The sequence below is a fragment of the Microlunatus capsulatus genome, from assembly GCF_017876495.1.
Lineage (GTDB): Bacteria > Actinomycetota > Actinomycetes > Propionibacteriales > Propionibacteriaceae > Microlunatus > Microlunatus capsulatus.
In genome coordinates, this window is record NZ_JAGIOB010000001.1 from 398,607 (window position 1) to 423,462 (window position 24,856).

At 74.0% G+C, this 24,856-nt stretch carries 22 protein-coding genes; 4 read left to right on the forward strand and 18 right to left on the reverse strand.

From position 1 onward, the window contains the following. Window positions 1-103 precede the first annotated feature (103 nt). From JOF54_RS01865 to JOF54_RS01890, 6 genes are all read right to left on the reverse strand, one after another. Window positions 104-934 carry a shikimate dehydrogenase gene (locus JOF54_RS01865; protein ID WP_210052490.1) on the reverse strand — a complete coding sequence of 277 codons (831 nt, stop codon included), beginning with the start codon at window positions 932-934 and terminating at the stop codon, window positions 104-106. After that, complete coding sequence (gene mltG, locus JOF54_RS01870; protein WP_245358535.1) at window positions 924-2,036, reverse strand: endolytic transglycosylase MltG; 1,113 nt, start codon at window positions 2,034-2,036, stop codon at window positions 924-926. Before mltG ends, JOF54_RS01865 begins: the two co-directional genes overlap by 11 nt. A 70-nt stretch (window positions 2,037-2,106) precedes the next feature. Then, window positions 2,107-2,613, reverse strand: coding sequence for a Holliday junction resolvase RuvX (gene ruvX, locus JOF54_RS01875; protein ID WP_210052494.1), 507 nt, complete (start codon window positions 2,611-2,613; stop codon window positions 2,107-2,109). A 7-nt stretch (window positions 2,614-2,620) separates the two neighbouring features. After that, a complete protein-coding gene (alaS, locus tag JOF54_RS01880) occupies window positions 2,621-5,299 on the reverse strand; it encodes an alanine--tRNA ligase (RefSeq protein WP_210052496.1) in 2,679 nt (892 codons plus the stop codon). 36 nt (window positions 5,300-5,335) lie between these two features. Next, complete coding sequence (locus JOF54_RS01885; RefSeq protein WP_210052498.1) at window positions 5,336-5,566, reverse strand: DUF6167 family protein; 231 nt, start codon at window positions 5,564-5,566, stop codon at window positions 5,336-5,338. Continuing rightward, entirely contained in the window at window positions 5,566-5,970 is a 405-nt protein-coding gene (locus tag JOF54_RS01890; RefSeq protein WP_210052500.1) for a DUF948 domain-containing protein, read from the reverse strand. Before JOF54_RS01890 ends, JOF54_RS01885 begins: the two co-directional genes overlap by 1 nt. A gap of 196 nt (window positions 5,971-6,166) precedes the next feature. Between JOF54_RS01890 and JOF54_RS20615 the strand changes: the two genes are divergently transcribed. After that, the gene (locus JOF54_RS20615; protein ID WP_307803723.1) at window positions 6,167-6,676 is read left to right on the forward strand and encodes a DUF3253 domain-containing protein; all 510 of its coding nucleotides are present in this window, start codon (window positions 6,167-6,169) and stop codon (window positions 6,674-6,676) included. Here the strand turns inward: JOF54_RS20615 and JOF54_RS01900 are convergent. The 3 genes from JOF54_RS01900 to aspS form a co-directional block, all read right to left on the reverse strand. Further along, window positions 6,673-8,067 carry a replication-associated recombination protein A gene (locus JOF54_RS01900; protein WP_307803724.1) on the reverse strand — a complete coding sequence of 465 codons (1,395 nt, stop codon included), beginning with the start codon at window positions 8,065-8,067 and terminating at the stop codon, window positions 6,673-6,675. The genes JOF54_RS20615 and JOF54_RS01900 overlap by 4 nt on opposite strands. A 111-nt stretch (window positions 8,068-8,178) precedes the next feature. Then, window positions 8,179-8,595: a WhiB family transcriptional regulator gene (locus JOF54_RS01905; protein WP_210052502.1), complete on the reverse strand. Its 417-nt coding sequence runs from the start codon at window positions 8,593-8,595 to the stop codon at window positions 8,179-8,181. Between the two features lie 171 nt (window positions 8,596-8,766). Beyond that, window positions 8,767-10,566 carry an aspartate--tRNA ligase gene (gene aspS / locus JOF54_RS01910; RefSeq protein ID WP_210052504.1) on the reverse strand — a complete coding sequence of 600 codons (1,800 nt, stop codon included), beginning with the start codon at window positions 10,564-10,566 and terminating at the stop codon, window positions 8,767-8,769. A 138-nt stretch (window positions 10,567-10,704) separates the two neighbouring features. On the opposite strand from aspS, the gene JOF54_RS01915 reads away from it, so the two are divergent. Both JOF54_RS01915 and JOF54_RS01920 read left to right on the forward strand, forming a co-directional pair. After that, window positions 10,705-11,310, forward strand: coding sequence for a hypothetical protein (locus tag JOF54_RS01915; RefSeq protein ID WP_210052505.1), 606 nt, complete (start codon window positions 10,705-10,707; stop codon window positions 11,308-11,310). Further along, window positions 11,307-11,855, forward strand: a complete 549-nt coding sequence (locus JOF54_RS01920) for a hypothetical protein (protein WP_210052508.1) — start codon at window positions 11,307-11,309, stop codon at window positions 11,853-11,855. Before JOF54_RS01915 ends, JOF54_RS01920 begins: the two co-directional genes overlap by 4 nt. Here the strand turns inward: JOF54_RS01920 and JOF54_RS01925 are convergent. From JOF54_RS01925 to JOF54_RS01940, 4 genes are read right to left on the reverse strand one after another with little or no spacing between them, the layout of a single operon-like run. Beyond that, the gene (locus JOF54_RS01925) at window positions 11,835-13,286 is read right to left on the reverse strand and encodes a DUF2252 domain-containing protein (protein ID WP_210052510.1); all 1,452 of its coding nucleotides are present in this window, start codon (window positions 13,284-13,286) and stop codon (window positions 11,835-11,837) included. The genes JOF54_RS01920 and JOF54_RS01925 overlap by 21 nt on opposite strands. A gap of 24 nt (window positions 13,287-13,310) precedes the next feature. After that, window positions 13,311-14,024 carry an alpha/beta fold hydrolase gene (locus tag JOF54_RS22110; RefSeq protein WP_372443456.1) on the reverse strand — a complete coding sequence of 238 codons (714 nt, stop codon included), beginning with the start codon at window positions 14,022-14,024 and terminating at the stop codon, window positions 13,311-13,313. Window positions 14,025-14,064: 40 nt separating this feature from the next. After that, window positions 14,065-15,396, reverse strand: a complete 1,332-nt coding sequence (hisS, locus tag JOF54_RS01935; protein WP_210052512.1) for a histidine--tRNA ligase — start codon at window positions 15,394-15,396, stop codon at window positions 14,065-14,067. Window positions 15,397-15,399: 3 nt separating this feature from the next. Next, complete coding sequence (locus JOF54_RS01940; protein ID WP_210052514.1) at window positions 15,400-16,107, reverse strand: MBL fold metallo-hydrolase; 708 nt, start codon at window positions 16,105-16,107, stop codon at window positions 15,400-15,402. Between the two features lie 31 nt (window positions 16,108-16,138). Between JOF54_RS01940 and JOF54_RS01945 the strand changes: the two genes are divergently transcribed. After that, window positions 16,139-17,644, forward strand: a complete 1,506-nt coding sequence (locus JOF54_RS01945; RefSeq protein WP_210052516.1) for a DUF349 domain-containing protein — start codon at window positions 16,139-16,141, stop codon at window positions 17,642-17,644. Between the two features lie 228 nt (window positions 17,645-17,872). Here the strand turns inward: JOF54_RS01945 and JOF54_RS01950 are convergent, their stop codons facing one another. The 5 genes from JOF54_RS01950 to secD all read right to left on the reverse strand — a co-directional run bounded on the left by JOF54_RS01950 (window position 17,873) and on the right by secD (window position 24,848). Beyond that, a complete protein-coding gene (locus JOF54_RS01950) occupies window positions 17,873-20,098 on the reverse strand; it encodes a RelA/SpoT family protein (protein ID WP_210059271.1) in 2,226 nt (741 codons plus the stop codon). Window positions 20,099-20,301: 203 nt separating this feature from the next. After that, window positions 20,302-21,348 (reverse strand): potassium channel family protein, encoded by a 1,047-nt coding sequence (locus JOF54_RS01955; RefSeq protein WP_210059272.1) that lies wholly within the window; start codon window positions 21,346-21,348, stop codon window positions 20,302-20,304. A 26-nt stretch (window positions 21,349-21,374) separates the two neighbouring features. After that, window positions 21,375-21,902: an adenine phosphoribosyltransferase gene (locus JOF54_RS01960; protein WP_210052518.1), complete on the reverse strand. Its 528-nt coding sequence runs from the start codon at window positions 21,900-21,902 to the stop codon at window positions 21,375-21,377. A gap of 10 nt (window positions 21,903-21,912) precedes the next feature. Continuing rightward, window positions 21,913-23,094 (reverse strand): protein translocase subunit SecF, encoded by a 1,182-nt coding sequence (gene secF, locus JOF54_RS01965; protein ID WP_210052520.1) that lies wholly within the window; start codon window positions 23,092-23,094, stop codon window positions 21,913-21,915. After that, the gene (gene secD / locus JOF54_RS01970; RefSeq protein ID WP_307803726.1) at window positions 23,094-24,848 is read right to left on the reverse strand and encodes a protein translocase subunit SecD; all 1,755 of its coding nucleotides are present in this window, start codon (window positions 24,846-24,848) and stop codon (window positions 23,094-23,096) included. Before secD ends, secF begins: the two co-directional genes overlap by 1 nt. Window positions 24,849-24,856: the final 8 nt, after the last annotated feature.

Here is a 24,856-nt window from a genome sequence, read left to right on the forward strand (position 1 = left end):
CGTCAGTCTTCCACGCGGCGCCCACACGGCCCCGGTTCGTCCACCCGCCCCGACCTGTCAGACGCCGCCGGGGTCCTGGCCCTACTGGCGTCTGACAGCTCGGTCAGGGCTGACCCGCGGCGAGGGCGGCGCGGCCCGCCGCCATCAGCGTCGCGGCCGGGACCGTGCGGCCGGTCATCAGCTCGACCTGGACCAGCGCCTGGCCGACCAGCAGGTCGAGGCCGTTGACGACGCGGCAGCCGGCCGCCTCCGCGGCGACGGCCAGCGCCGTCGGCCAGGGGTCGTAGAGCGCGTCGAAGACGACGGGTGCGCTCGCGGCCGCGCGCACGGCCACGGCGTCGGCCGCCCCGGCGACGGCGGTGTTGAGCAGCACGTCGGCCGGCGGCAGCGGGGCGTCCCAGCCGAGGACGACGACGGACAGCCCGAGCGAGGCCCCCAGGGTGACGAGCGGCTCGGCGCGGGCCGGCGTCCGTGCCAGCACCGTCACCTCCCGCGCACCCAGCCCGCTCAGCGAGACGACGGTCGACCGGGCGGTGGCGCCCGCACCCAGCAGGGTCGCCCGCTCCAGGGCCGTGACGCCCACCTCGCCGAGCGCCCAGACGAGCCCGGGCACGTCGGTGTTGTGCAGCGTGCGGGAGCCGTCGTCCTCGAAGACCAGGGTGTTGGCCGCGCCGACCCGGGCGGCCAGCGGCTCGACCCGGCCCAGCCCCAGCGCGACGACCTTGAGCGGCATGGTGAGGCTCAGGCCCCGCCAGGAGCCGTCGCAGCCGGCCACGAACGGCGCGAGCCCGTCCTCGGGCACCTCGAACCGGCCGTACTCCCAGTCGAGGCCGAGCTCGGCGTAGGCCGCCCGGTGCAGGGCCGGGGACAGCGAGTGCGCGATGGGCGAGCCGAGGACCGCGCACCGCCGGCCACGGCCGGGGTCAGCTGTCACAGGTCCCGGGGTTGGCGCGGCAGTAGTCCTGGAACTCCTGGCGGATCTGCTCGAACTCGGTGTTGGTGGTGGCGAACTTGGTCTCACCGGTCTCGAAGTTCACGGTGACGAAGTAGCGCCAGTCGCCCTTCTCCGGGTTGGCGGCCGCCTCCAGCGCGGCGCGGCCCGGGGCGGAGATCGGCCCGGGCGGCAACCCGTCCACGAGGTAGGTGTTGTACGGCGAGTCGCTCAGCCGGTCCTCGGGCGTCGTCGTGTTCGTCTTCAGCTTCTCGGCGTAGACGACGGTGGAGTCCAGGCCCAGCGGCATGCCCTCGTCGAGGCGGTTGTAGAGCACCTGGGCGACCTTGGCGCGGTACTGGTCCTGGTTCACCTCCTTCTCGATGATGCTGGCCACGATGAGCACCTCGTACGGCGTCCGGCCGATCTTCTTGGCGTCGGCCTCCAGGCCGATGTCGTCGGTGACGCGCTTGTACTGGGCCACCATCTGCCGCAGCGTCGAGCGGGCGGTCGCGTCCTCGGTCAGCTCGTAGGTGTCGGGGAAGAGGAACCCCTCGGGCCTGTTCTTGGCGTACTTCGGCAGCCGCAGCTCGTCCGGTTCGTCCAGCGCCTTGGTGAAGGCGGACTTCTTGATCTTGGTCCCCTTGGCCAGGGCGCTGACCTGCTCGCTGAGCCGCAGGCCCTCCTGGATGGTGAACTCGCTGCGCACCCGCGAGCTGCCGGGGTTGATCAGCAGGCCGAGCGCGTCGACGGCCGGCATCTGCTGCTGCATCAGGTACTTGCCCGGCTGGACGCTGGTGGCCGCCTCCTCGCTCCGGACCGCCCGGTCCCAGGCGTCGACGGACTTCACCACGTCATCAGCCACCAGCAGGTCGCCGATGTCGTTCAGCGTCGCGCCCTCGGGGATCGTGATCGTGACCGAGCCCGTGCCCGGCCCCGGGTAGTCCGGGATCTCCCCGAACCCCTCGAGCAGACCCTTCGACTGGTCGTAGACGAAGAAGCCGCCGAACAGCAGCACGGCCGCGGCGACGATGACCGCCAGGCAGCCCTTGCCCTGGTGCGCCACCTCCCGTGCCCGGCTCGGCTTGACCTCCGGGTCCAGCATCGATGTCACGCGGTCGGTCTCCCTCGAGTGTCCTGGGCCCCGCCCGGGGCGCCGGTGTCGGGCAGGCGCCCTAGTCAGAGCGACCAGGGACCGATACTAGCTCCCCCGGTGGCCCACCCCTCGAACGTTCGAGCGCCACGGCCTGTTCCAGGATGGCCGCCGCGGCGGCGGCGTCGATGACCGAGCGCTGCTGCTTGGCCTTCTTCCCGCCCTCCCGCAGGCGCCTCGAGGCGGTCACCGTGGTGAGCCGCTCGTCGACCAGCCGGACGGGCACGGCGAGCCGCGCGGCGAGCGCCTCGGCCCGCGCCCGCACCTTCGTGGCGGCCGGCCCGTCGGCGCCGCTGAGGGAGCGCGGGAGCCCCACCACCACCTCGAGCGGCTCGTGCTCCGCGACCAGGGCGACGACCCGGTCGAGCTCGGCAGGGCCGGCGGTGACGGTGTCGAGCGGGTAGGCGAGCAGTCCGTCCCGGTCGCACGCGGCGACGCCGATCCGGGCGTCGCCCCAGTCCAGGGCCAGTCGGACGCCGCGCCGGAAGACCGGCGCGGCGTCGGACCGGGGGTCCTCGTCCGGGCTCACGCCCTCGTCAGCTCTGCACCACGTGGCCGACGGCGTGCTCGACGGCGGTGAGCGCCTCGCCGACGCGGCTGCCGTCGGTGCCGCCACCCTGGGCGACGTCGTCCTTGCCGCCCCCGCGACCCCCCAGCACCTCGCTGGCGGTGCGGACGAGGTCACCCGCCTTGAGCCCGCGGTCCCGCGCGCCCTGGGTGGTGACGACGACGACCGCCGGCTTCTCAGCGGTGCCGCCGACGACCGCGACCACGGCGGGCGTGTCCTGCACGCGGTTGCGGACCTCGAGGGCCAGCGTGCGCAGGTCGCCGCCGGCGACGCCCTCGGCGTGGTGCCCGATGTAGCCGACGCCCCACATGTCGTGCGCCTTGGCCGCGATGGTGCCCACCTCGGCCAGCACGTTGCGGCTCTTCAGCTCCGCGATCTGGCGCTCGGCGGTCTTCAGCTGCTCGACGAGGCGGTGCACCCGGTCGGTCAGCTGGTCCGGTTGGACCTTGAGCGCCTCGGTGAGGCCGGACACCAGCGCGCGCTCCCGCGCGAGGTAGCGGAACGCCTCGATGCCGACGAAGGCCTCGACGCGGCGAACCCCCGAGCCGACGGAGGACTCGGCGTTGAGGGTGACCAGCCCGATCTGGGAGGAGTGCTGCACGTGCGTGCCACCGCACAGCTCCCGCGACCAGCGGCCGCCCATCTCGACGACGCGGACCTCCTCGCCGTAGGTCTCGCCGAACAGCGCCAGGGCGCCCAGCTCGCGCGCCTCCGCCAGGGACATGTAGTTGGCCCGGACGTTGAGGTCGAGCCGGATGGCCTGGTTGGCCGCCTCCTCGACGTCGGAGCGGAGGGCGGGGCTGAGCCCCGAGGGCCACGCGAAGTCGAGCCGGAGGTAGCCGGGCTTGTTGTACGAGCCGCTCTGCAGCGCCGTCGGGCCGAGCACCTGGCGCAGCGCCGCGTGCACGACGTGGGTGCCCGAGTGCGCCTGGCAGGCGCCGAGCCGCCACTCGCCGTCGACCTCGGCGGAGACGTCGACGCCGCTGCGCAGCTCGCCGTCGGCCACCCGGACCCGGTGCACGACCAGGCCCTTGACCGGGCGCTGGACGTCGACGACCTCGAGGGTCGCGCCGTCGGCCCGGATGAGGCCGGCGTCGGAGTCCTGGCCGCCGGACTCGGCGTAGAACGGGGTCTGCTCCAGCACGACCTCGACGACGTCGCCCTCGCCCGCGCTCTCCACCAGGGCGCCGTCGCGGACGATGCCGCGCACCCGGGACTCGGTGACGAGCTCCTCGTAGCCGGTGAACGGCGTCAGGCCCAGCGCCCGGAGCTCGCGGTACACCTCGGTGCTCGCGGCGCCGGCCTTCTTCGACTTCGCGTCGGCCTTCGCGCGGTCGCGCTGCTCCTGCATCAGCCGGCGGAAGCCGTCGGCGTCGACGCTGAGGCCCTGCTCGGAGGCCATCTCCAGGGTGAGGTCGATGGGGAACCCGTAGGTGTCGTGCAGCTGGAACGCCCGCTCACCCGACAGCTGCGGCTGCTGCGCGGTCTTGGCGTCGGAGACGGCCAGGTCGAAGATCTGGGTGCCCGTCGTCAGGGTGCGGCGGAACGCGTCCTCCTCGCCGTAGGCGATGCCCGCGATGCGGTCGAAGTTCTCGACGACCTCGGGGTAGGCCGCGCCCATGGCGTCGCGGCTGACCGGCAGCAGCTCGGGCAGCACCGGGTCGTGCACGCCCAGCAGCCGCATGGAGCGCACGGTGCGGCGCAGCAGCCGGCGGAGCACGTAGCCGCGCGCCTCGTTGCCGGGGGTCACGCCGTCGGCGATGAGCATCAGGCTGGAGCGGATGTGGTCGGCGACCACCCGCATCCGGACGTCGTCCTGGCGGCCGTCGTCGCCGCCCCGGCCGTAACGCCGGCCGGACAGCTCGACCGCCCGCTGGATGACCGGGAAGACCTGGTCGATCTCGTAGAGGTTGTCGACGTCCTGCAGCAGCAGCGCGACGCGCTCCAGCCCCATGCCGGTGTCGATGTTCTTGCGCGGCAGGTCGCCGAGCGTGTCGAAGTCGTCCTTGGCCCGGACGGTCGACAGCTCCTCCTGCATGAAGACGAGGTTCCAGATCTCCAGGAACCGGTCCTCGTCGACGACGGGACCGCCGTCGCGCCCGTAGGCGGGCCCGCGGTCGATGTAGATCTCGCTGCAGGGGCCGCCGGGGCCGGGGATGCCCATGTGCCAGTAGTTGTCGAGCAGGCCGCGGCGCTGGATCCGCTCGGCGGGCAGGCCGGCGATGTTGGCCCACAGCGCGGCCGCCTCGTCGTCGCTGTGCAGCACGGTGACCCAGACGCGCTCGGGGTCGAAGCCGAGCCCGCCCGCGTCCTGGCTGCCGGTGACGAGCTCCCAGGCGTAGCGGATGGCCTCGGCCTTGAAGTAGTCGCCGAAGGAGAAGTTGCCGTTCATCTGGAAGAACGTCCCGTGCCGGGTCGTCTTGCCGACCTCCTCGATGTCCAGCGTGCGGACGCACTTCTGGACGCTCGTGGCGCGGTCGAACGGCGCGGTCTCGGCCCCGGTGAAGTAGGGCTTGAAGGGCACCATGCCGGCGTTGACGAACAGCAGGGTGGGGTCGTTGTAGAGCAGGGGCGCGGACGGCACCACCTCGTGACCTCGCGTGGCGAAGTAGTCGAGGAAGCGGCGCCGGATCTCGGCGGTGTTCATGGAGAGGTCCTCACGAAGTTCGGGTCGAGCCGGGGGTCACTCGGGCGCGGGCAGGCCGAGCGTGTCGCGGAGCTCCGCCTCGCGCTCGGCCATGGCGGCTCGGGCCCGGTCGACGAAGCCGCGCGCGGAGTCGGCCAGCTCGACGGCCGAGCCGGTCGCCCGCTGACCCAGGGCCTGCGGGGTGGCCTGCCGCAGCGACGCCCGCACCTTGCTGTAGCCGTAGACGGCCACCCCGGCGCCGAGGGCGAACCAGAGCACCCGGCCCATCACGCGCTCGCCCGCTTGGCGGCGCGCTTCGCCGAGCCGCCGCTTCCCTTGAGGGCCGTCCGGACGCCGTAGGTCAGCGCGGCGGTCTTCACCAGCGGGCCGCCCAGGGTCGCGGAGAACAGGGTGGTGAGCTTGGCCGCGTTGTCGGTGACCACCGTGGCGTTCCGGCTGACCGTGGCCACGTCGGTGGTGACGACGCCGAGCTTCTCGATCTCGGCGTTGGTGGCCCGGACCGTGCCCTGCAGCTCGGTGAGGATCGGCACCGACTCGTGGCCGAGGTCGCGCACCGCCAGCCGCACCTCCTCGAGCACCCGTCCGAGCTTGAGCAGCGGGACGGCCGCGAGGGCGACCAGGGCGACGAAGGCAATGGCGGCGATCAAGCCGGCGATCGCTCCTACGGTCATGGGGGTCTTCCTCCGGTGCTGGTGCAGCGTGACGTGGCTGCGGTGTGCGGGCCGCCGGGGGCGGCGTCGACCGGCGGCGGGGCCGCCGGTCCGCGGAAACCCTATCGCGCCCGTGCCCCCCGTCGCGTGCTCACATCGGCGGCCCCGGCGCCGCACCGGGAGCACGGGCCGGGCGGGGCTCTGCGAGGCTGGGCCGGTGAGCGAGCCCGAGCGGACCCCGGACGGGCGCTACCTCGTGGTGGGCGGTCGGCGCTGGCGGGCCAGCGACCCCGGCATCCCCGACCCCCTGCGGACCGAGCTGGTCGCCGAGCTGATGGCCGCCCGGCGGGCGGTGAAGGACGCCGCCGGCGAGGAGGTGGCCACGGCCGCCGCCCGGCGCCGGGTGCAGGACGCCAAGGTGGCGCTGGGCGAGCGCGGCGAGGCGTGGTGGGAGCCGGGCACCGAGGAGGGTCGCCGGGAGCGTCTGGCGTCCGCGGTGCGGTCGCTGCTGCGGCACCGGAAGCCCGAGTCGACGATCTGCCCCAGCGACGCCGCGCGCGTCACCGGTGGCGAGGGCTGGCGGGAGCTGATGGACGCGGCCCGCGACGTCGCGGCCGCGCTGGCCGCCGACGGCGTCGTCGAGGTGCGCCAGCACGGGGAGCGGGTGGACCCCGCGACGGCGACCGGGGCGCTCCGGCTGGCCCGCGGCCCGGACTGGTCGGGCTAGCGGCGGTCCGGCTGGCGGGCGGGCGGGTCTGCGCGTCCGAGCAGCTGCTCGATCCGGGCCAGCCGGGCCGCCAGCGCGGCCTCGGCGCCGTGGTCCGTCGGGCTGTAGTAGCGGGCGCCGGCCAGCTCGTCGGGCAGGTAGGGCTGGGCCGCGATGCCGTGCGGTGCGTCGTGGGCGTAGACGTAGCCCTGGCCGTGGCCGATCTTCTTCGCCCCGGCGTAGTGCGCGTCGCGCAGGTGGGCCGGCACCAGGCCGATCTTCCCGGCGCCGACGTCGGCCAGGGCCGCGTCGATGGCGGTGATGACCGCTTTCGACTTGGGCGCGAGCGCCAGGGCGATGACCGCCTGGGCGAGGTTGATCCGGCCCTCCGGCATCCCGATGAAGGCGACGGCGTCCGCGGCGGCGACGGCGGTCTGCAGGGCGCCGGGGTCGGCCATCCCGATGTCCTCCGAGGCCAGCACCACCAGCCGGCGGGCGATGAACCGCGGGTCCTCCCCGGCGGCGATCATCCGGGCCAGGTAGTGCAGGGCGGCCTGGACGTCGGAGCCGCGGATCGACTTGATGAAGGCGCTGATGACGTCGTAGTGCTGGTCGCCGTCGCGGTCGTAGCGGATGGCCGCCTTGTCGACGGCCCGGGCCACGGCGTCGTCGTCGATCTGCGCGTCGCCGACCGCCTCGGCGCCGGCCGCGGCCTCCTCGAGGTAGGTGAGGGCGCGGCGGGCGTCACCGCCGGCCAGCCGCAGCAGCGTCTGGCGGGCCGGCTCGGTGAGCTCGTAGGGCAGCCCGTCCGCGGTCCGCAGACCCCGCTCCTCGCTCAGCGCGCGGTCGAGCAGGGCGCTGACGTCGTCGTCGGTGAGCGGCTTCAGCGTCAGCAGCAGCGAGCGCGACAGCAGCGGGGAGATCACCGAGAAGCTGGGGTTCTCCGTCGTCGCGGCGACCAGGGTGACCAGCCGGTTCTCGACCGCCGGCAGCAGCACGTCCTGCTGGGTCTTGGAGAAGCGGTGCACCTCGTCGACGAACAGGACGGTCTCCTGGCCGACGCGCAGGTCGCGGCGGGCCTGGTCGAGCACCGCCCGGACCTCCTTGACGCCCGCCGTGACGGCGCTGACCTCGACGAAGCGGCGCCGGGTGCTCTGCGACACGACGGAGGCGATGGTCGTCTTGCCGACGCCGGGCGGGCCCCACAGGAAGACCGACATCGCCTCGCCGGCGGCGAGCCGGCGCAGCGGGGAGCCCGGGCCGAGCAGGTGGCCCTGACCGACGATCTCGTCGACGGTGCGCGGACGCATCCGGACCGCGAGCGGGAGGTGGCTGCCGGCGGCGTCGCCGAGGCTGCCGCTGGGGGCCGGTCCGCCGGCCGCACCGCCGCCCCCGAAGAGGTCCTCGCTCACCGGCGCCGCGCTCGATCCACGACCAGCACTCGATCCACGACCAGCACTGTAGTGGCCCCGGGCGGACCCGCCGGCTCGCGCAGGCTCGGCGGCCGCCGGTGGCGGGTCAGCTCAGAACGGCTCCAGCGCCTCGCGGACGGCCGCCTCGGAGCGGTGCGGGCCGACGTCGGAGCGCCAGCGGGGACCGCTGCTGCGCTCGTTGCGGAGGCGGCGGCGCTCCACCTCGGTGCAGCCGCCGAAGATGCCGAACTCGGGGCCGACGTCCAGCGACCACTCCAGGCAGTCCTGGCGCACCGGGCAGCGAGCGCAGACGGCCTTGGCCGCCTCGACCTGCTGCTGGGCGGCGGCGCCGACGCTGCTGATCGGGAAGAAGAGGTTGAGGTCCTCGCGGGCGCAGGCCGCCGACTCGCGCCAGTCGGGGACCTCCTCCTCACCGGGGGCGGCGCGGCGCTTGACCGTGACGCGGGTGGAGGGGGCCGACGCGGTGTCCCGCACGACGCGGAGACGGGAGACGGGAGGTGCAGACATGGGGGTGCCGTCCTGTAGTGAAGGAATGCGGCACTCTTCTCGACCACGTCTTGCTCTGCCCTGAGCCAAGCAGACCGGCTCCGCGAGCGCAAGCCCGGGGTCCGCACGGCCTGCGGCGGGGACGGCCGGGTGGCCCCGGGGGCGGTCGGCGCGACCGCCCCCGGGAGCCGGTCAGCCCTGGGCGGCGGCGGCGGCCGCGGCGGGCACGGCCGGGGCGTCCACCCCGGCCTCCTTGCGCTGCTGGGCCGTGATCGGCGCCGGCGCGTCGGTCAGCGGGTCGACCCCGCCGCCCGACTTCGGGAAGGCGATGACGTCGCGGATCGAGTCCATGCCCGAGAGCAGGGCGCAGATCCGGTCCCAGCCGAAGGCGATCCCGCCGTGCGGCGGAGCCCCGAAGCTGAAGGCGTCGAGCAGGAAGCCGAACTTCTCCTGCGCCTCCTCGGCCGAGAGGCCCATCACCGCGAACACCCGCTCCTGGATGTCGCGGCGGTGGATGCGGATGGAGCCGCCGCCGATCTCGTTGCCGTTGCAGACGATGTCGTAGGCGTAGGCCAGCGCGTGGCCCGGGTCGGTGTCGAAGGTCTCCAGCGACTCCGGCTTGGGCGAGGTGAAGGCGTGGTGCACCGCGGTCCAGGCGCCGCTGCCGACGGCGACGTCACCCGCGGCGACGGCCTGGCTGGCCGGCTCGAACAGCGGCGCGTCGACGACCCAGCCGAACGCCCAGGCGCTGGTGTCGACCAGCCCGACCCGGTGGCCGATCTCGAGCCGGGTGGCGCCGAGCAGCGACTGGGCCTGGGACCGGGCGCCGGCGGCGAAGAACACGCAGTCCCCCGGCCGGGCGCCGACCTGCGCGGCCAGGCCGGCCCGCTCGCCCTCGGACAGGTTCTTGGCGACAGGACCGCCCAGCTCGCCGTCCTCGCCGACGAGCACGTAGGCCAGCCCGCGGTGGCCGCGCTGCTTGGCGAACTCCTGCCAGGCGTCCAGCTGCTTGCGGGGCTGCGAGGCACCACCGGGCATCACCACGGCGCCGACGTACTCGGCCTGGAAGACGCGGAAGGGCGTCTCGGCGAAGTACCCGGTCACCTCGGTGATCTCGTTGCCGAAGCGCAGGTCGGGCTTGTCCGAGCCGTAGCGCGCCATGGCGTCGGCGTAGGTGATCCGCGGGAACGGCGCGTGCAGCTCGACCCCGATGAGGGCCCAGATGCGCGTCAGCAGCTCCTCGCTCAGCTCGATGATGTCGTCCTGGTCGACGAAGCTCATCTCGACGTCGAGCTGGGTGAACTCGGGCTGCCGGTCGGCGCGGAAGTCCTCGTCGCGGTAGCAGCGCGCGATCTGGAAGTAGCGCTCCATGCCCGCGACCATCAGCAGCTGCTTGAACAGCTGCGGGCTCTGCGGCAGGGCGTACCAGGAGCCGGGCTTGAGCCGCGCCGGGACGAGGAAGTCGCGCGCGCCCTCCGGCGTCGAGCGCGTCAGGGTGGGCGTCTCGATCTCGACGAACGACCGGTCGGCGAGGGTGTTGCGGGCGACCCGGTTCACCTCGCTGCGCAGCCGCAGGGCCGCCGCCTGAGCGGGCCGGCGCAGGTCGAGGTAGCGGTACTTGAGGCGGGCCTCCTCCCCGACGGTGACCCGCTCGTCGATCTGGAACGGCAGCGGCGCGGCGGTGCTGAGCACCTCGAGCTCGCTGGTGACGACCTCGACGGCGCCGGTGGGCAGGTCCGGGTTCGCGTTGCCCTCGGGCCGCAGCGAGACCTCGCCGACGACCTTGATGCAGTACTCGTTGCGGAGGTCGTGCGCGCCGGAGGCCTCCAGCGTCTCGTCCCGCACCACCACCTGGACGACCCCGGTGGCGTCGCGCACGTCGAGGAAGGCCACCCCTCCGTGGTCTCGGCGGCGGGCGACCCAGCCGGCCAGGGTGACGGTGGTTCCAGCGTGCTCGGCCCCGAGGGTGCCGGCGCCGTGGGTGCGGATCACAGACTGCTTCCTTCCAACAAACTTCTCCGTGGACAGCTCCCGATCCTACGGCGAGCGGGCCGGGGTGCCCGACGGGTTTGCGGACGGCTGTGCGGCACCCCCCTCGCCCCGGTGACGCCGGCGGGGCACGATGACGGCATGAACCGCGTCGGCGCCCGCGCGGCGGGCCTGCTGGCCGCGCTGCTGCTGGCGCTGCTCGGGGCCTGGGTGTCCCCCGCCGCCGCCTCCGCCTGCGACTGCGCCGGGATCAGCCCGCTCCGGGCGCTGCGGCAGGCCGACGTCGTCTTCCGCGGGGTGGTGACGGCCACCGACGAGGTCGGGCGCGGGGCCGACGCCCGCACCGACGTGCGCTTCCGGGTCGACACCGTGTGGAAGGGCACCGCCTTCGCCGACCAGGTGGTGGCGACCCCGCAGGACCCCGCCGGCTGCGGCCTGGAGCCGGCGCCCGGCTCGACCTGGGTGGTGTTCGCCCGGTCCGGGGTCGAGGGCCGGGGTGACGACGCCGTCGCCCGGCTCGTCACCACCCTGTGCAGCGGGAACCTCGCCACCGGGACGGCGCCGCCCGCCCTGGGTCCGGGCCAGATCCCGCGGCCGGGCAGCTCCGACCGGGCGGAGCGTGCGACCCGCACCGACCGGACGCTGAGCCGCTGGCTGCGGGTGGCCGGGATCGCGGGCGCCGGGCTGCTCGTCGTCGCCGGGGCCGGCCTCGTCGTCCTCTGGCGCCCCGGCCGGCCGCGCCGGTGACCGCCGCGCGCCGGACCCGCGTCCGGGCCGTCCTGCTGGCGCTGCTGCTCGCCGTCCTGGGATCGGCCGCGCTGGCCCCGCCCGCGTCGGCCTGCAGCTGCGTGACGAGCGCCGAGGACCCGGCGCTGTTCGACCGGGCCGCCGTGGTCTTCCGGGGCTCGGTGGTCGACGACCGCAGCCGCGGCCAGACCCGGACGCTGACCTTCGCGGTGGAGCGGGTCTACAAGGGTGCGGCGACGAGCCTGCAGCAGGTCCGGACGCCCGTGGAGCCCGCGACCTGCGGCCTGGAGGTCACCGGCACCGGCCCCTTCCTCGTGCAGGCTCGGGACGGCGCTCGGGGGCTGGTGGCCGACCTCTGCGGCGGGACGCGGCCGACCGTCCGCTCGGCGGGAGGTGAGACCGGCTACCCCCCGATGCCCGGCGGCGGGCCGCCCGCCGACGGCTGGGGAGCCGGACCGGCCGCGGCGGCGGCGCTGCTCGTGGCCCTGGCCGCGCTGGGGGCCGTGGCCCTGCTGCACCGGCGCTCAGGCCGGTCGGAAGGCTGAGCCGCCGCTGTCCAGGGCGCCCTCGGTGACGGGCAGCCGGCCGGCGCGGACCGCCGCGACCAGCCGGGCGTGGTCGGCCTCGGTCTGGTCGGCGTAGGCGCGGGCGAAGACCGCGAGCGCCTGGTCGAGCTTGTCGGAGGAGCCGGCGTAGCCGGCGATCATCGAGGCCCCGCTGGTCCGCGCGTGGCCCTTGGCCAGCAGGTGCCCGACGATGCCGGCGTAGTCGGTGAGGGCCGCGGCGTCGATCGCGTCCAGCGGGATCGTGCCCTTCATGTTGCGGAACTGGCGGACGTAGTACTGCCGGTTCTGCACCGTCGTCCAGCCCAGCAGCGGGTCGCTGACGGTCTGCAGGGCCTGCTGGTACTCCACCACGCGCTGGCCCTGGTGGGCGTGCCAGGCCGACCCGCCGTGCACGTGCGGCGCGAGCACCGAGCGGCGGGCCTGCTTGAGCTGGAGGAACAGCACGTCGTCGGGGCTGCTGCCCTCCAGCAGCGCGACGTAGGCGCGCAGGCCGACGCTGCCCACCCCGACGACCTTGTGGGCCAGGTCGACGAGGGTGTACCCGCCGACCGCCCGGCGCCAGTGCGGGGCCAGCGTCAGCAGGTAGCGGTCGAGGGCCTGCCCGACGGCCGCGGCCTCGCGCGCCTCCAGCCGGGTGATGAGCGGCGGCTCCTCGACGATCTGGCGACGGCCGTCGCGCTCGGCGGTGAACCGCGGCAGCGCGCGGTCGCTGGTGCGCTGCCGGGCCCGCTTGGCCGCCCGCTGGATCTCGTCGCGCAACGTCTTCTCGGTCGCGGTCTCGTGCAGCCGGCCGACGTCGAGGCGGTTGTAGCTGCGCATCAGCAACGGCTGCTCGGCGAGGAAGCGGACCTCCTCGCGGTAGGCAGCGACGCAGGCCAGCACCGAGCTCTGGCACTGCTCCTCGGTGGAGCCGTTCTCGCGGCCGGCCACCCAGATGCTGGCCACCAGCCGGCGCAGGTCCCACTCCCAGCCGCCGGGGTGGGCCTCGTCGAAGTCGTTGAGGTCGATCACCAGCTCGCCCTCGGGCGAGGCGTAGAAGCCGAAGTTGCCGAGGTGGGCGTCGCCGCAGATCACCGGCTGGATCCCGGTGGCGGGCAGCCGGGCCACGTCCTCGGCCATCACCACCGCCGTCCCGCGCAGGAAGCCGTAGGGCGAGCCGACCATCCGGGCCACCCGGACGGGTACCAGCGCGGGGACCCGGCCGCGGTGGGACTGCTGGACCAGCCGGACGGGGTCGGCCCGGTCCTGCGGCGCCGTCCAGTCGCCGAGGGCGCTGCGCGGCACCCGGTGCCGCAGCTCCCGCCCCAGGGCGTAGCGCTCCTCGCGGGAGCTGGGCCGCTTGCGCAGCGAGGCGAAGACGTCGCTGTCGGCCGAGGCCAGGACCTGGTGACCGCGGGCTCGTTCCGTCACGCGTCCTCCTCCGCCTCGACGCCGTCACCCTAGTGCCCGTCGCCGGCGGCCTCCCGCAGCGCCTCGGCGAGCTCGCCGGGCCGGCTCCACATCGGCCAGTGCCCCGTCGGGAGGTCGACCGCCGTCAGGTCGGCGAGCTCGGCCACCTCGGCGAACATCGGGTGCCCGCCCGCGGCCAGCTCCCGGACCGTCGCGGCCGGGAGCGAGCAGCAGACGAGGGTGGCCGGCACCGCGCGTCGCGCGGGGTCGTGCAGCCGCAGCGGCTCGCGGACCACGCCCGCGGGGTGCGGCACGGCGCGCTCGCGGAAGTCCTGCAGATCGGCCTCCGACAGCCCGTCCAGGCTGGCCTCCAGCCCCTCGAACGGGGGCAGCGCGAGCGCGGTCAGCCCCATCGGGCAGGGGCTCGGCCAGCCCGTCGGCGGCGGGGCCGCTGTCGACGTAGACCACGCGGGCCACGGCCGCCGGGTCGCGGTCGAGCACCGCCGTCGCCAGCTTGCCGGCGCCGCTGTGGGCCACCAGCACCGCCGACGGGCCGGCGGCGCGGACGGCGTCGGCCACCGCGGCGACGTGGTCCTCCAGGGTGACCCCGGGCGGTCGCCGCGCGGGCTCGGGCTCCAGGCCCGGCAGCGTCGGGGTGCTGACCGGGTGGCCGGCGGCCCGGAGCAGCGGGGCGACCCGCTCCCAGGCCCACCCGCCGAGCCAGTAGCCGGGGACGAGGACGAACGGTGCGGCAGCCATGACCAGACGCTAGAGGGGACCGCTGACAGTTCCGGCCCGGTCAGCCGGCGGAGTGCACCTGCGGCCGCAGGTCCTCGGCCGGGGGTGCCCAGCTCGCCGCGACGGCGGGCACCTGGTCCCCGGAGCGGATGTCCTTGACCTCGCCCTCGGCGCCGCCGAACCAGACGAACGGGATCCCGCGCCGGTCGGCGTAGCGGATCTGCTTGCCGAACCGGTCGGCCTTCGGCGCCACCTCGCAGGCGATGCCGCGGGCGCGCAGCTGCTCGGCCACCGCCATCGCGTCCCAGCGGCTCTCCTCCGACTCCACGGCCACGAGCACCGCCGTCGGGACCGAGCGGGAGGCCCGCAGGAACCCCCGGCCCAGCAGCGGGGCCAGCAGCCGGGTGACGCCGATCGACAGGCCGACGCCGGGGTAGCTCGTCCGGCCGTCGGTGGCCAGGGAGTCGTAGCGGCCGCCGGAGGAGATCGAGCCCCAGCCCTCGAAGCCGACGAGCTCGGTCTCGTAGACGGTGCCGGTGTAGTAGTCGAGGCCGCGGGCGATCTTGAGGTCGGCGACGAGCCGGCCCGGGACGTGCTCGCGGGCGGCGCGGACCACGCCGGCCAGCAGCTCGAGGCCCTCGTCCAGCTGGGGGTGGTCGACGCCGAGGGCGCGCACGTGGTCGACGAAGGACTCGTCCGCCGTCGAGATCTGGGCCATCCGGACCACCGAGGCGGCCTGCGCCGCGCTGACGCCGACCTCGTCGGTCAGCAGCGCCGTCACCCGGTCGGGGCCGATCTTGTCCAGCTTGTCGACCTGGCGGAGCACGGCCGGCGGGTCGGCGATGTCCAGCCCGAGGTAGAAGCCCTGCGCCAGCTTGCGGTTGTTCACCCGCATCAGCACCGGGGGCACGCCGAGGTCGGTGTGCAGCCGCTCGAGCGCGCCGAGGGTGACCAGCGGCAGCTCGACGTCGTGGTGGGCGGCCAGGGTGCCGGCGTCGACGATGTCGATGTCGGCCTGGGTGAACTCGCGGTAGCGGCCCTCCTGCGGCCGCTCGCCGCGCCACACCTTCTGGATCTGGTAGCGCCGGAAGGGGAAGGCGAGCTGCCCGGCGTTCTCCAGCACGTAGCGGGCGAACGGCACGGTGAGGTCGAAGTGCAGGCCCAGATCGGCGCGGGTGCCCGGCTCGGCGGCCACCCGCTGGACGGCGTAGACCTCCTTGTCGATCTCACCCTGCTTGGCGAGCCGGTCGAGCGGCTCGACGGCGCGGGTCTCGATCGAGCCGAAGCCGTGCAGCTCGAACGTCTCCCGCAGCCGGTCGAGCACGAACTGCTCCACGATGCGGGCGTCCGGGGCGAGCTCCGGGAAGCCCGAGAGCGGCTTGGGGCGACTCACGACCTACTCCTGTCCGGCGTTCGGGGCCTGCAGGTAGGACGCCTGCAGGTAGGGGTTCTGCGCGCGCTCGGCGGCGATGGTGGTCTGCGGGCCGTGCCCGGGGAGCACCGCCACCCGGTCCGGCAGCGGCAGCACCTTGGTGCGCAGGCTGCTCAGCATGTCCAGGTGGCTCCCGCCTGGCAAGTCGGTCCGGCCGACCGAGCCGGCGAACAGCACGTCGCCGGAGAAGACGACCGACTCCACCTCCGCGCCCGGGTAGGCGGTCCTCAGCATCGTCGAGCCCGGCGTGTGCCCGGGAGCGTGCAGCGCCTCGAACGTGAGGCCCGCGACCTCGAACGCCGTGCCGTCGGCCAGCTCGGAGACGGCGTCCGGCTCGGTGAACACCGTCGGCCCGGCCAGCTGCTCCACCAGGGCCCGGGTGTCGGGACCCATCGCGCGGTAGGGGTCGCCGAGCAGGGCCCGGTCGCGCGGGTGGACCCAGCAGGTGGCGGCGTTCCCGGCGCACAACGGGGTGACGGAGAAGGTGTGGTCGAGGTGCCCGTGGGTGACCAGGACCGCGACCGGCTTCAGCCCGTGCTCGGCCACCAGCTCCTGGACCCCGGCGACCGCCCCCAGTCCCGGGTCGACGACGACGCACTCCGCGCCCGGGGCCGTGGCGACGACGTAGCAGTTGGTCTGCCAGGGGCCGGCCGGGAAGGACGCGATGAACACAATCGCGAGACTATCGGGCAGGATTGGGCCCATGACTGATGCTGCGGGGCCAGGAGCTACGGGACCTGAGGCCGCGGAGCCCGGCGCGGTCGCGCCCGAGGCCGTCGAGACCGCCGCCGTCGAGCCCTCGACGACGCCGGACGAGCCCGCGACCGAGGTCCGGGTGGCCGACGCGGCCGTCGAGCCCGCGCCCTCGACGCCGGAGGCTCCCGAGCCGGCTGTGCCCGCCGAGCCCGCCCCGGCACCGGCCGCGCCCGAGGTCAGCCCACCGGTCGTCCCCGGTCCGGGTCCCGTCGCCCCCGGCGGCGCCGGTCCGGCGTCGTTCGGCCGGGTCGACCCCGACGGCACCGTGCACGTCCGCACCGCCGACGGCGAGCGCAGCGTCGGGCAGGTGCCCGGCGTGCCCGCCGAGGAGGCCATGGCCTTCTTCACCCGGCGCTACGAGGCGCTGGAGCTGGAGGTCTCGCTGCTGGAACGGCGGGTGGCCTCCGGCGCCCTCTCCCCCGACGACGCGGCCGGCTCGGTCAAGACGGTGCGGACCGCCGTCGACGGGGCGCACGCCGTCGGCGACCTGGACTCCCTGCTGGCCCGGCTCGACGCCCTCGCGCCCCGGCTGGCCGAGCAGCGCGCCGTCCGCCGGGCCGAGAAGGCCAAGGCGAACGAGGCGGCGCGGGCGGCCAAGGAGGCCTTCGTCGTCGAGGCCGAGAAGCTGGCCGCCGGCAACGACTGGCGCGGCGGCGTCAACCGGTTCCGCGCCCTGCTGGACCAGTGGAAGACGCTGCCCCGGCTGGACCGGGCCACCGACGACGCGCTGTGGCACCGCTTCTCCAGCGCGCGCACCACCTACACCCGCCGCCGCAAGGCCCAGTTCGCGCAGCAGAACGAGCAGCGCGAGTCGGCCCGCACCGTCAAGGAGCAGCTGGCGGTCGAGGCCGAGGCCCTCGCCGGCTCGACCGACTGGGGCCCCACCACCGGCACCTACCGCGACCTCATGCAGCGCTGGAAGGACGCCGGGCCCGCCCCCCGGGGCGTGGACGAGGCGCTGTGGCGCCGCTTCCGCGCCGCCCAGGACACCTTCTTCGCCGCCAAGACCGAGGCGATGTCGGAGCAGGACGCCGAGTTCCGGGTGAACGCCGACGCCAAGGAGCAGCTGCTCGCCGAGGCCGAGGCGAAGCTGCCGATCACCGACCCCGCGGCCGGCCGCGCCCTGTACCGCGACCTCATCGAGCGCTGGTCCGCGCTGGGCAAGGTCCCGCGCGACTCCATCCGCCCGCTGGAGAACCGGCTGCGCGCCATCGAGGAGGCGGTCAACAACGCCGAGGAGGAGCGCTGGCGGCGGACCAACCCCGAGGCCCGCGCCCGCGCCGAGGACACCGCGGCCAAGCTCGAGGTCCAGATCGCGACGCTGCTGGAGAAGGCCGAGAAGGCCGAGGCCCGCGGCGACACCAAGGCCGCCGCCGACGCCCGCAGCTCGGCGTCGACCTACCAGGAGTGGCTGGAGCAGGCCCGCAAGGCTGTGGCCGACTACTCAGCTTGACCTCGTTCGCGCCCGCGGCTGGTCCACCCGGCGGCGTGCGCAAGAACCATGCCCTTCGACAGGCTCAGGGCGCGGTGACCACGAGCTCGTGAACGTCGGGCGGTGACCACCAGCTCGTGAGCGTCGGAGCGGCGCGCTGCCGTCTGGACGACCGAGCGAGCAGGCACGTTCCTCGCCTGCGAGCGAGGGAGGAAGACGGCAGCTAGAGCGCCGCGTGCGCGAACGAGCTCACTGAGAAATTCTGTACACGTCGAAGACGGCGGGGACGCCGCGGACGGCGCGCAGGACGTGGTCGAGGTGGGTCGGGTCGGCCGTCTCGAAGGTGAACTTGGCCTTGCAGATCCGGTCCTTGGTGGTGCTCAGGGCCGCGGACAAGATGTTGACGTGCTGGTCGGACAGCGTCCGGGTGATGTCGGACAGCAGCCGGTTGCGGTCCAGCGCCTCGACCTGGATGGCGACGAGGAACGAGCTCTTGGCCGTCGGCGCCCACTCGACGTCGATGAGCCGCTCGGGCTCGGCGCGCAGGCTGGCCGCGTTGACGCAGTCCGTGCGGTGCACCGAGACCCCGGCGCCGCGGGTGACGAAACCCAGGATCGGGTCGCCGGGGACCGGCGTGCAGCACTTGGCGAGCTTCACCCACAGGTCGGTGGCCCCGACGACGCGGATGCCCGACTCGCTGCTGGTGCTGCCCCCGGTGCGGGCCCGGCGGCCGGTGACGACGCGGTCCTCGCTGGTCTCGTCCGCAGCGGCGTCCTCCCCGCCCTCGACGCTGATCAGCCGGTTGACCACGGCCTGCGCGCCGACGGTGTTCTCCCCCACCGCGGCGTAGAGCGCCGAGACGTCGGCCAGCTTGAAGAAGCCGGCGACGGCGGTCAGGTGCTCCAGCGTCAGCAGCCGCTGCATGGGCAGGCCGGCCTTGCGCATCTGGCGGGCCAGCGCCTCCTTGCCCGACTCGATCGACTCCTCGCGGCGCTCGCGGGTGAAGTGGTGGCGGATCTTGTTGCGGGCGCGGGGGCTGGCGACAAAGGCCAGCCAGTCGCGGCTGGGGCCGGCGTTCTCGGCCTTGGAGGTGAAGATCTCCACGACGTCGCCGTTGGACAGCTGGGACTCCAGCGGCACCAGCCGGTTGTTGACGCGGGCGCCGATGGTCCGGTTGCCCACCTCGGTGTGGATCGCGTAGGCGAAGTCCACCGGCGTCGAGCCCTGGGGCAGGGAGATGACCTCGCCCTTCGGGGTGAAGGCGTAGACCTCCGTGGAGTTGATCTCGAAGCGCAGCGAGTCGAGGAACTCCCCCGGGTCGGCGGACTCGCGCTGCCAGTCCATCAGCTGCCGGACCCACACGAGCTCGCCGGTGTCGCCCGGGTTCGCCGTCGGCGGAGCGCCCTTGCCCTCCTTGTACTTCCAGTGCGCGGCGACGCCGAACTCGGCCCGCCGGTGCATCTCCTCGGTGCGGATCTGCAGCTCGACGGGCTTGCCCGCCGGCCCCAGCACCGTGGTGTGCAGCGACTGGTACATGTTGAACTTCGGCATCGCGATGTAGTCCTTGAACCGCCCGGGCAGGGGGTTCCAGCGGACGTGCAGCACGCCGAGGGCGGCGTAGCAGTCGCGGTTGTCCTCGACCAGGACGCGCAGCCCGACGAGGTCGTAGATGTCGCGGAACTCGCGGCCGCGGACGACCATCTTCTGGTAGATCGAGTAGTAGTGCTTGGGCCGGCCGGTGACCGAGGCCTTGATCTTGGCCGCCTTGAGGTCGGCCTGGACCTGCTCGATCACGCCGGCCAGCCACTCGTCGCGGCTGGGGGCCGCCTCGGCGACCAGCCGGACGATCTCGTCGTACACCTTGGGGTGCAGGGTGCCGAAGGCGAGGTCCTCGAGCTCCCACTTGATCGCGTTCATGCCTAGCCGGTGGGCCAGCGGGGCGAAGATCTCCAGCGTCTCGGTGGCGATCCGAGACTGCTTGTCGGGCCGCAGGTAGTGCAGCGTGCGCATGTTGTGCAGCCGGTCGGCCAGCTTGATCACGAGCACGCGGATGTCGCGGCTCATGGCGATGACCATCTTGCGGATCGTCTCGGACTTCGCCGAGTCGCCGTACTTGACCTTGTCCAGCTTGGTGCAGCCGTCGACGAGCAGGGCCACCTCCTCGCCGAAGTCGCGGGTCAGCTGGGCCAGCGTGTAGCTGGTGTCCTCGACGGTGTCGTGCAGCAGCGCGGCGCACAGCGTCGCCTCGGTCATGCCCAGCTCGGCGAGGATCGTGGTGACGGCCAGCGGGTGGGTGATGTAGGCGTCACCGCTCTTGCGGAGCTGGCCGGCGTGGTGCTGCTCGGCGGTGCGGTAGGCGCGCTCGACGACGCTGAGGTCGGCCTTGGGGTGGCTGACCCGGATGACCCGGAACAGCGGGTCGAGGACCGGGGTCTGCGGACGGGTGGTGCCCAGCCGGGCGAGCCGCTGCCGCATCCGGACCCGCGGCTGCTCACCGGGCGCGGTGCGGGGCACCAGCTCGGTGGTGGTGGCCACCTCGCCCGGGGCGCGCTCGGGCACCAGGGCCCGGGGCGGGACCGCCGGGTCCGCGCTCGTCCCGACGTCCGGCCGCACGGCCGCTCCCTGATCGCTCACAGGCTGTCCCTCACCTCGACGGTGACGTCAGTCTAGGTCAACGCTCAGGGCTGATCGGCCGCGTGCCGGACCACGACGACCTGGTCACCGGTCTCCAGCTTGGCCACCGTCGGGTCGTAGAAGCGGCGCAGCGTCCGGTTGCGCACCACGGCGATGACCCGCTCCCCCTCGACCTGGCCCGGGTTCAGCCCGACCTCCTCGCGGGTGACCTGCCGCTCGCCCACCTCCAGGCCCTCGCGCGAGGACAGCAGGTCCTCGATCACGGTGCCGAGGTTGGGGCTGGTGGCCGAGAGCCCGAGCAGCCGGCCGACGGCCTCGGAGGAGGTGATGACCGCGTTGGCGCCGGACTGCCGCAGCAGGGACGCGTTGTCCTCCTCGCGGACGGCGACGACGACGTGCGCGCTGGGGTTGAGCTGGCGGACCGTGAGGGTGACGAGGATCGCGGAGTCGTCGCGGTCGAGGGTGATGATGACCTCGCGCGCCTTGATGATCTCGGCGCGGCGCAGCACCTCGCGCCGGGTGGCGTCGCCCTCGATGGCGGCGTAGCCGCGGATGTTCGCGTCGGCGACGGCGTTGCCGCGGCCGTCGATGATGACGATCTGGGCCGGGTTGCAGCCGTTCGCCTCCAGCGTGTCGACGGCGCTGCGGCCCTTCGTGCCGTACCCGACGACGACCACGTGGTTGCGCATGTGCTTCCTCCAGCGGGAGTCCAGAAAGATGCGCCGGCCCTCGTTGGCCAGCACCTGCAGCGTCGTGCCGACCAGCAGGACCAGGAACATGATCCGCAGCGGCGTGACGAGGATGGCGTTGAGGATGCGGGCGTGCGGGGTGATCGGGGTGATGTCCCCGTAGCCGGTCGTGGTGATGGTGACCGTGGCGTAGTAGATCGCGTCGACGAAGGAGACCTCGCCGTCGTGGTTGTCGGTGTAGGCGTTCCGGTCCACGTACACCAGCAGCACGATGAAGGCCACCAGCAGCAGGGCCAGCGCCCCGCGCCGGGCCAGCTCGACCAGCGGGGACGTCGTCCGCGCGGGCAGGCTGACCAGGGCGTCGTGGGTCCACGGCCGCTGGCCGCCCGGGCGCCGGACCAGCGTCGAGCTGCGGCCGGAGCGGCCGCTCACGCGTCGCTCGTCAGGACGGCGTCGACGCGGTCGAGCCCGTGCTCGGCGAGCAGCGCCCGGCCCGGCAGGAATGTGAGCTCCAGCAGCACGGAGACGCCGACGACCTCGGCGCCGAGCCGGCGGACCAGCCCGGCGGCCGCCACGGCGGTGCCGCCGGTGGCCAGCACGTCGTCGACGACCAGCACCCGGTCACCCGGGCCCACCGCGTCGACGTGCAGGGCCAGCGTCTCCTCGCCGTACTCGAGGGCGTAGGAGACCTCGACGCTCTCCCGCGGCAGCTTGCCCGGCTTGCGGACGGGCACGAAACCCACCCCGAGCGCCAGCGCCACCGGCGGCCCGAAGAGGAAGCCGCGCGCCTCCAGCCCGACGACGACGTCGACGCCGCCGGGGACCGAGGCCACCATCGCGTCGACGGCGGCGGCCAGCCCCTCGGCGGAGGCGAGCAGCGGCGTCACGTCCTTGAACACCACCCCGGGGCGGGGGAAGTCGGGGACGTCGACGACCAGGGAGGCCAGGTCCACCATCGGAGGCCGCTCAGCCCCGACGCTGGCTGCGGGGCTTGTGCTGCGGCTGCGGGCGCTTGGCGGCACCCTCGCTGACCGGCCGGACCGGCACCGTGCCGGCGACCGCGCGGGTGACGGTCAGGGCCGGGGTCCGGGGACCCGCGCCCTCGCCCGCCTCCTCGACACCCTCGACGGGCTCGCCGTCGGCCCCGCGGGTGCGGGCGCTCTCCTTGCTGCGGCGGGCGGCGACCCGGGCGGCCAGCTTCTGCATCTCGGGGTTGCGCTCCTTGATCTGCGCCAGCAGCGGCGTGGCGATGAAGATCGAGGAGTAGGCGCCCGAGATCATGCCGACGAACAGGGCCAGCGAGAGGTCCTTGAGCGGGCCCTCGCCCAGGATGAACGCCCCGGCGAACAGCAGCGCCGCCACCGGCAGCACGCCGATGATCGTCGTGTTGATCGAGCGGACCAGCACCTGGTTGACCGCCAGGTTGGCGGCCTCGGAGTAGGTCCGGGTGGTGCTGCTGCGCAGGTCGCGGACGTTCTCGCGGACCTTGTCGAACACCACGACGGTGTCGTAGAGGGAGTACCCGAGGATCGTCAGCACGCCGATGAGCGTCGCCGGCGTGACCGTGAACCCGACGAGGGCGTAGATGCCCACCGTCAGGACCAGGTCGTGCCCCAGGGCCACCAGCGCGGCGGCCGACATCGCGCCGTCGCGGAAGTAGATCCAGATCATCAGCCCGACGAGGACGAGGAACACCCCGAGGGCGATCAGCCCGCGCTCGGTGATCTGGTCGCCCCACGACGCGCCGATGAGGTTGTAGGCGACCTGGTCGGTCGGCAGGCCGACCTCCTCGCCGATGGCGGCGCGGACGACCGGGACCTCGCTGGTCGGGTCCAGGGTGCGGGTCTGCACGCGCACCTGGTCGCTGCCGATGGTGTTGATGGTGGAGTCGTCGAGGTCCGGGAGGCCGGTCCGCTCCAGGGCCGAGCGCATGTCGTCGACCGTCTGGCTGTTCACCGTTGTGGTGGCGCGGAAGTCCGCCCCGCCCTCGAACTCGATGCCGAAGTCGAGGCCGCGGATGGCCAGGGCGCCGAGGGAGATGAGCAGCAGGACGGCCGAGAGCGCGTACCAGCGGCGGCGGCGGGCGATGAAGTCGTAGGAGACCTCACCGGTGTAGAGCCGGTGCCCGAGATCGCTGAACTTCGACATCAGGCCTTCTCTCCAGTGGTGGCGACGGGCGTGGCCGGGGTGGGCGCGGACCCCGCCCGGCCGGCGGCGGCCGACCCGGGGCGTCGGGCCCGGATCCCCGGCAGCGCCTTGACGCCGAGGTGGCCCGGGTCGAGCCCGGACAGCTTGTGCCCGTTGCCGAAGAACTTGGTGCGGGCCAGCACCGACATCAGCGGCTTGGTGAACAGGAACACCACGAGCACGTCGATGAGCGTCGTGAGGCCCAGGGTGAACGCGAAGCCCTTGACCGAGCCGATGGCCAGGATGAACAGGATGATCGCCGAGAGCATCGACACCGCGTCGGCGATCAGCACCGTCTGCCGGGCCCGCCGCCAGCCGGTCTCGACGGCGGTCCGCAGGCTCCGGCCGTCGCGGACCTCGTCGCGGATGCGCTCGAAGTAGATGACGAAGCTGTCCGCGGTCACGCCGATGGCCACGATCGCGCCGGCGATGCCGGGCAGGTTGAGCGCGAAGCCCACCGAGCTGCCCAGCAGCACCATGCACGCGTAGGTGATGACCGCGGCCACCGCGAGGGAGGCCACGACGACGATGCCGAGCCCGCGGTAGTACGCGAAGCAGAACCCGACCACCAGGACGAGGCCGATGATGCCCGCGATGATGCCCGCCTGCAGCTGCTCGCCGCCGAGGGTGGCGGAGACGTTGGAGACCTCGGAGACCTCGAAGGCCAGCGGCAGCGCGCCGTACTTGAGGACGTTGGCGAGGTCGGTCGCGCTGGCCTGGGTGAAGCTGCCGGAGATCTCGGCCTGGCCGCCCGGGATCGCCGAGCTCACCGACGGGGCGGAGATCGTCTCGCCGTCGAGGACGATGGCGAACCGGTTCTGCGGCTCGCTGCGCTGGGCCAGCTGGCCGGTGATGTTCTCGAAGGCGGTGCCGCCCTCGGAGTTGAAGGTCAGGTTGACGACCCACTGGATGCCGCTCTGCGGGATCCCGGCCGTCGCGCCGGTCAGGGTGTCCCCCTGAATCAGCGTCGGGCCCAGCAGGTACTTCTCGGTGCCCTCGCGGTTGCAGGAGAACAGCGGCTGGTCGGAGACGTCGACCTGGTTGCCGGCCTGGTCGCAGGTGAAGGCGGCGAAGTCGGCCGTGTCGGCCTCGCTGGGCTGGTAGCCGATCGCCTGGTCGGGCGGCGTGCCCTGGCCCTCGGCCGTCGGCCGCGGCGTGGACGGCGCGGGCGGGGCGGTGGGCAGCCCGGGCAGCGGGCGGTTGTCACCGCTGGGGCTGGCACCGGGCGCCGGGGTGCTGCTGGGCGCCGACGACGGGGCGCCGGCCGACTCGTCGCTGCCGGGCTCACCGCTCGGGGCCGGTGTCGACGGCTCCTCGCTGGGGGCGACCGGCGGCGTGACCTGCTCGGCGGAGTAGACGGCGCGGAAGCGCAGCACGGCCGTCTGGCCGACCTGCTCGACGAGCCGGTCCTCCTGGACGTCGGGGACGCTGACGATGATCTGCCGGTCGCCCGCGGTGGTCACCTCGGACTCGCCGACGCCGAGGCTGTCGACGCGGTTCTGGATGATCGTCCGGGCCTCGTCGAGGCTGGTGGGGTCGATGGACCCGGAGCCCGACGTGTTCTGCGCCGTCAGGGTGATGGTGGTGCCACCCCGGAGGTCGAGCCCGAGCTTCGGGGTCCAGGTGCCGCCCAGGGCCATGAGGCCGATCAGCGCGGCCACGAGGGCCGTCAGGACGATGAGGGTGCGGCCGGGTCGGCCACTCTGTGCTGCCACGGGGAAGG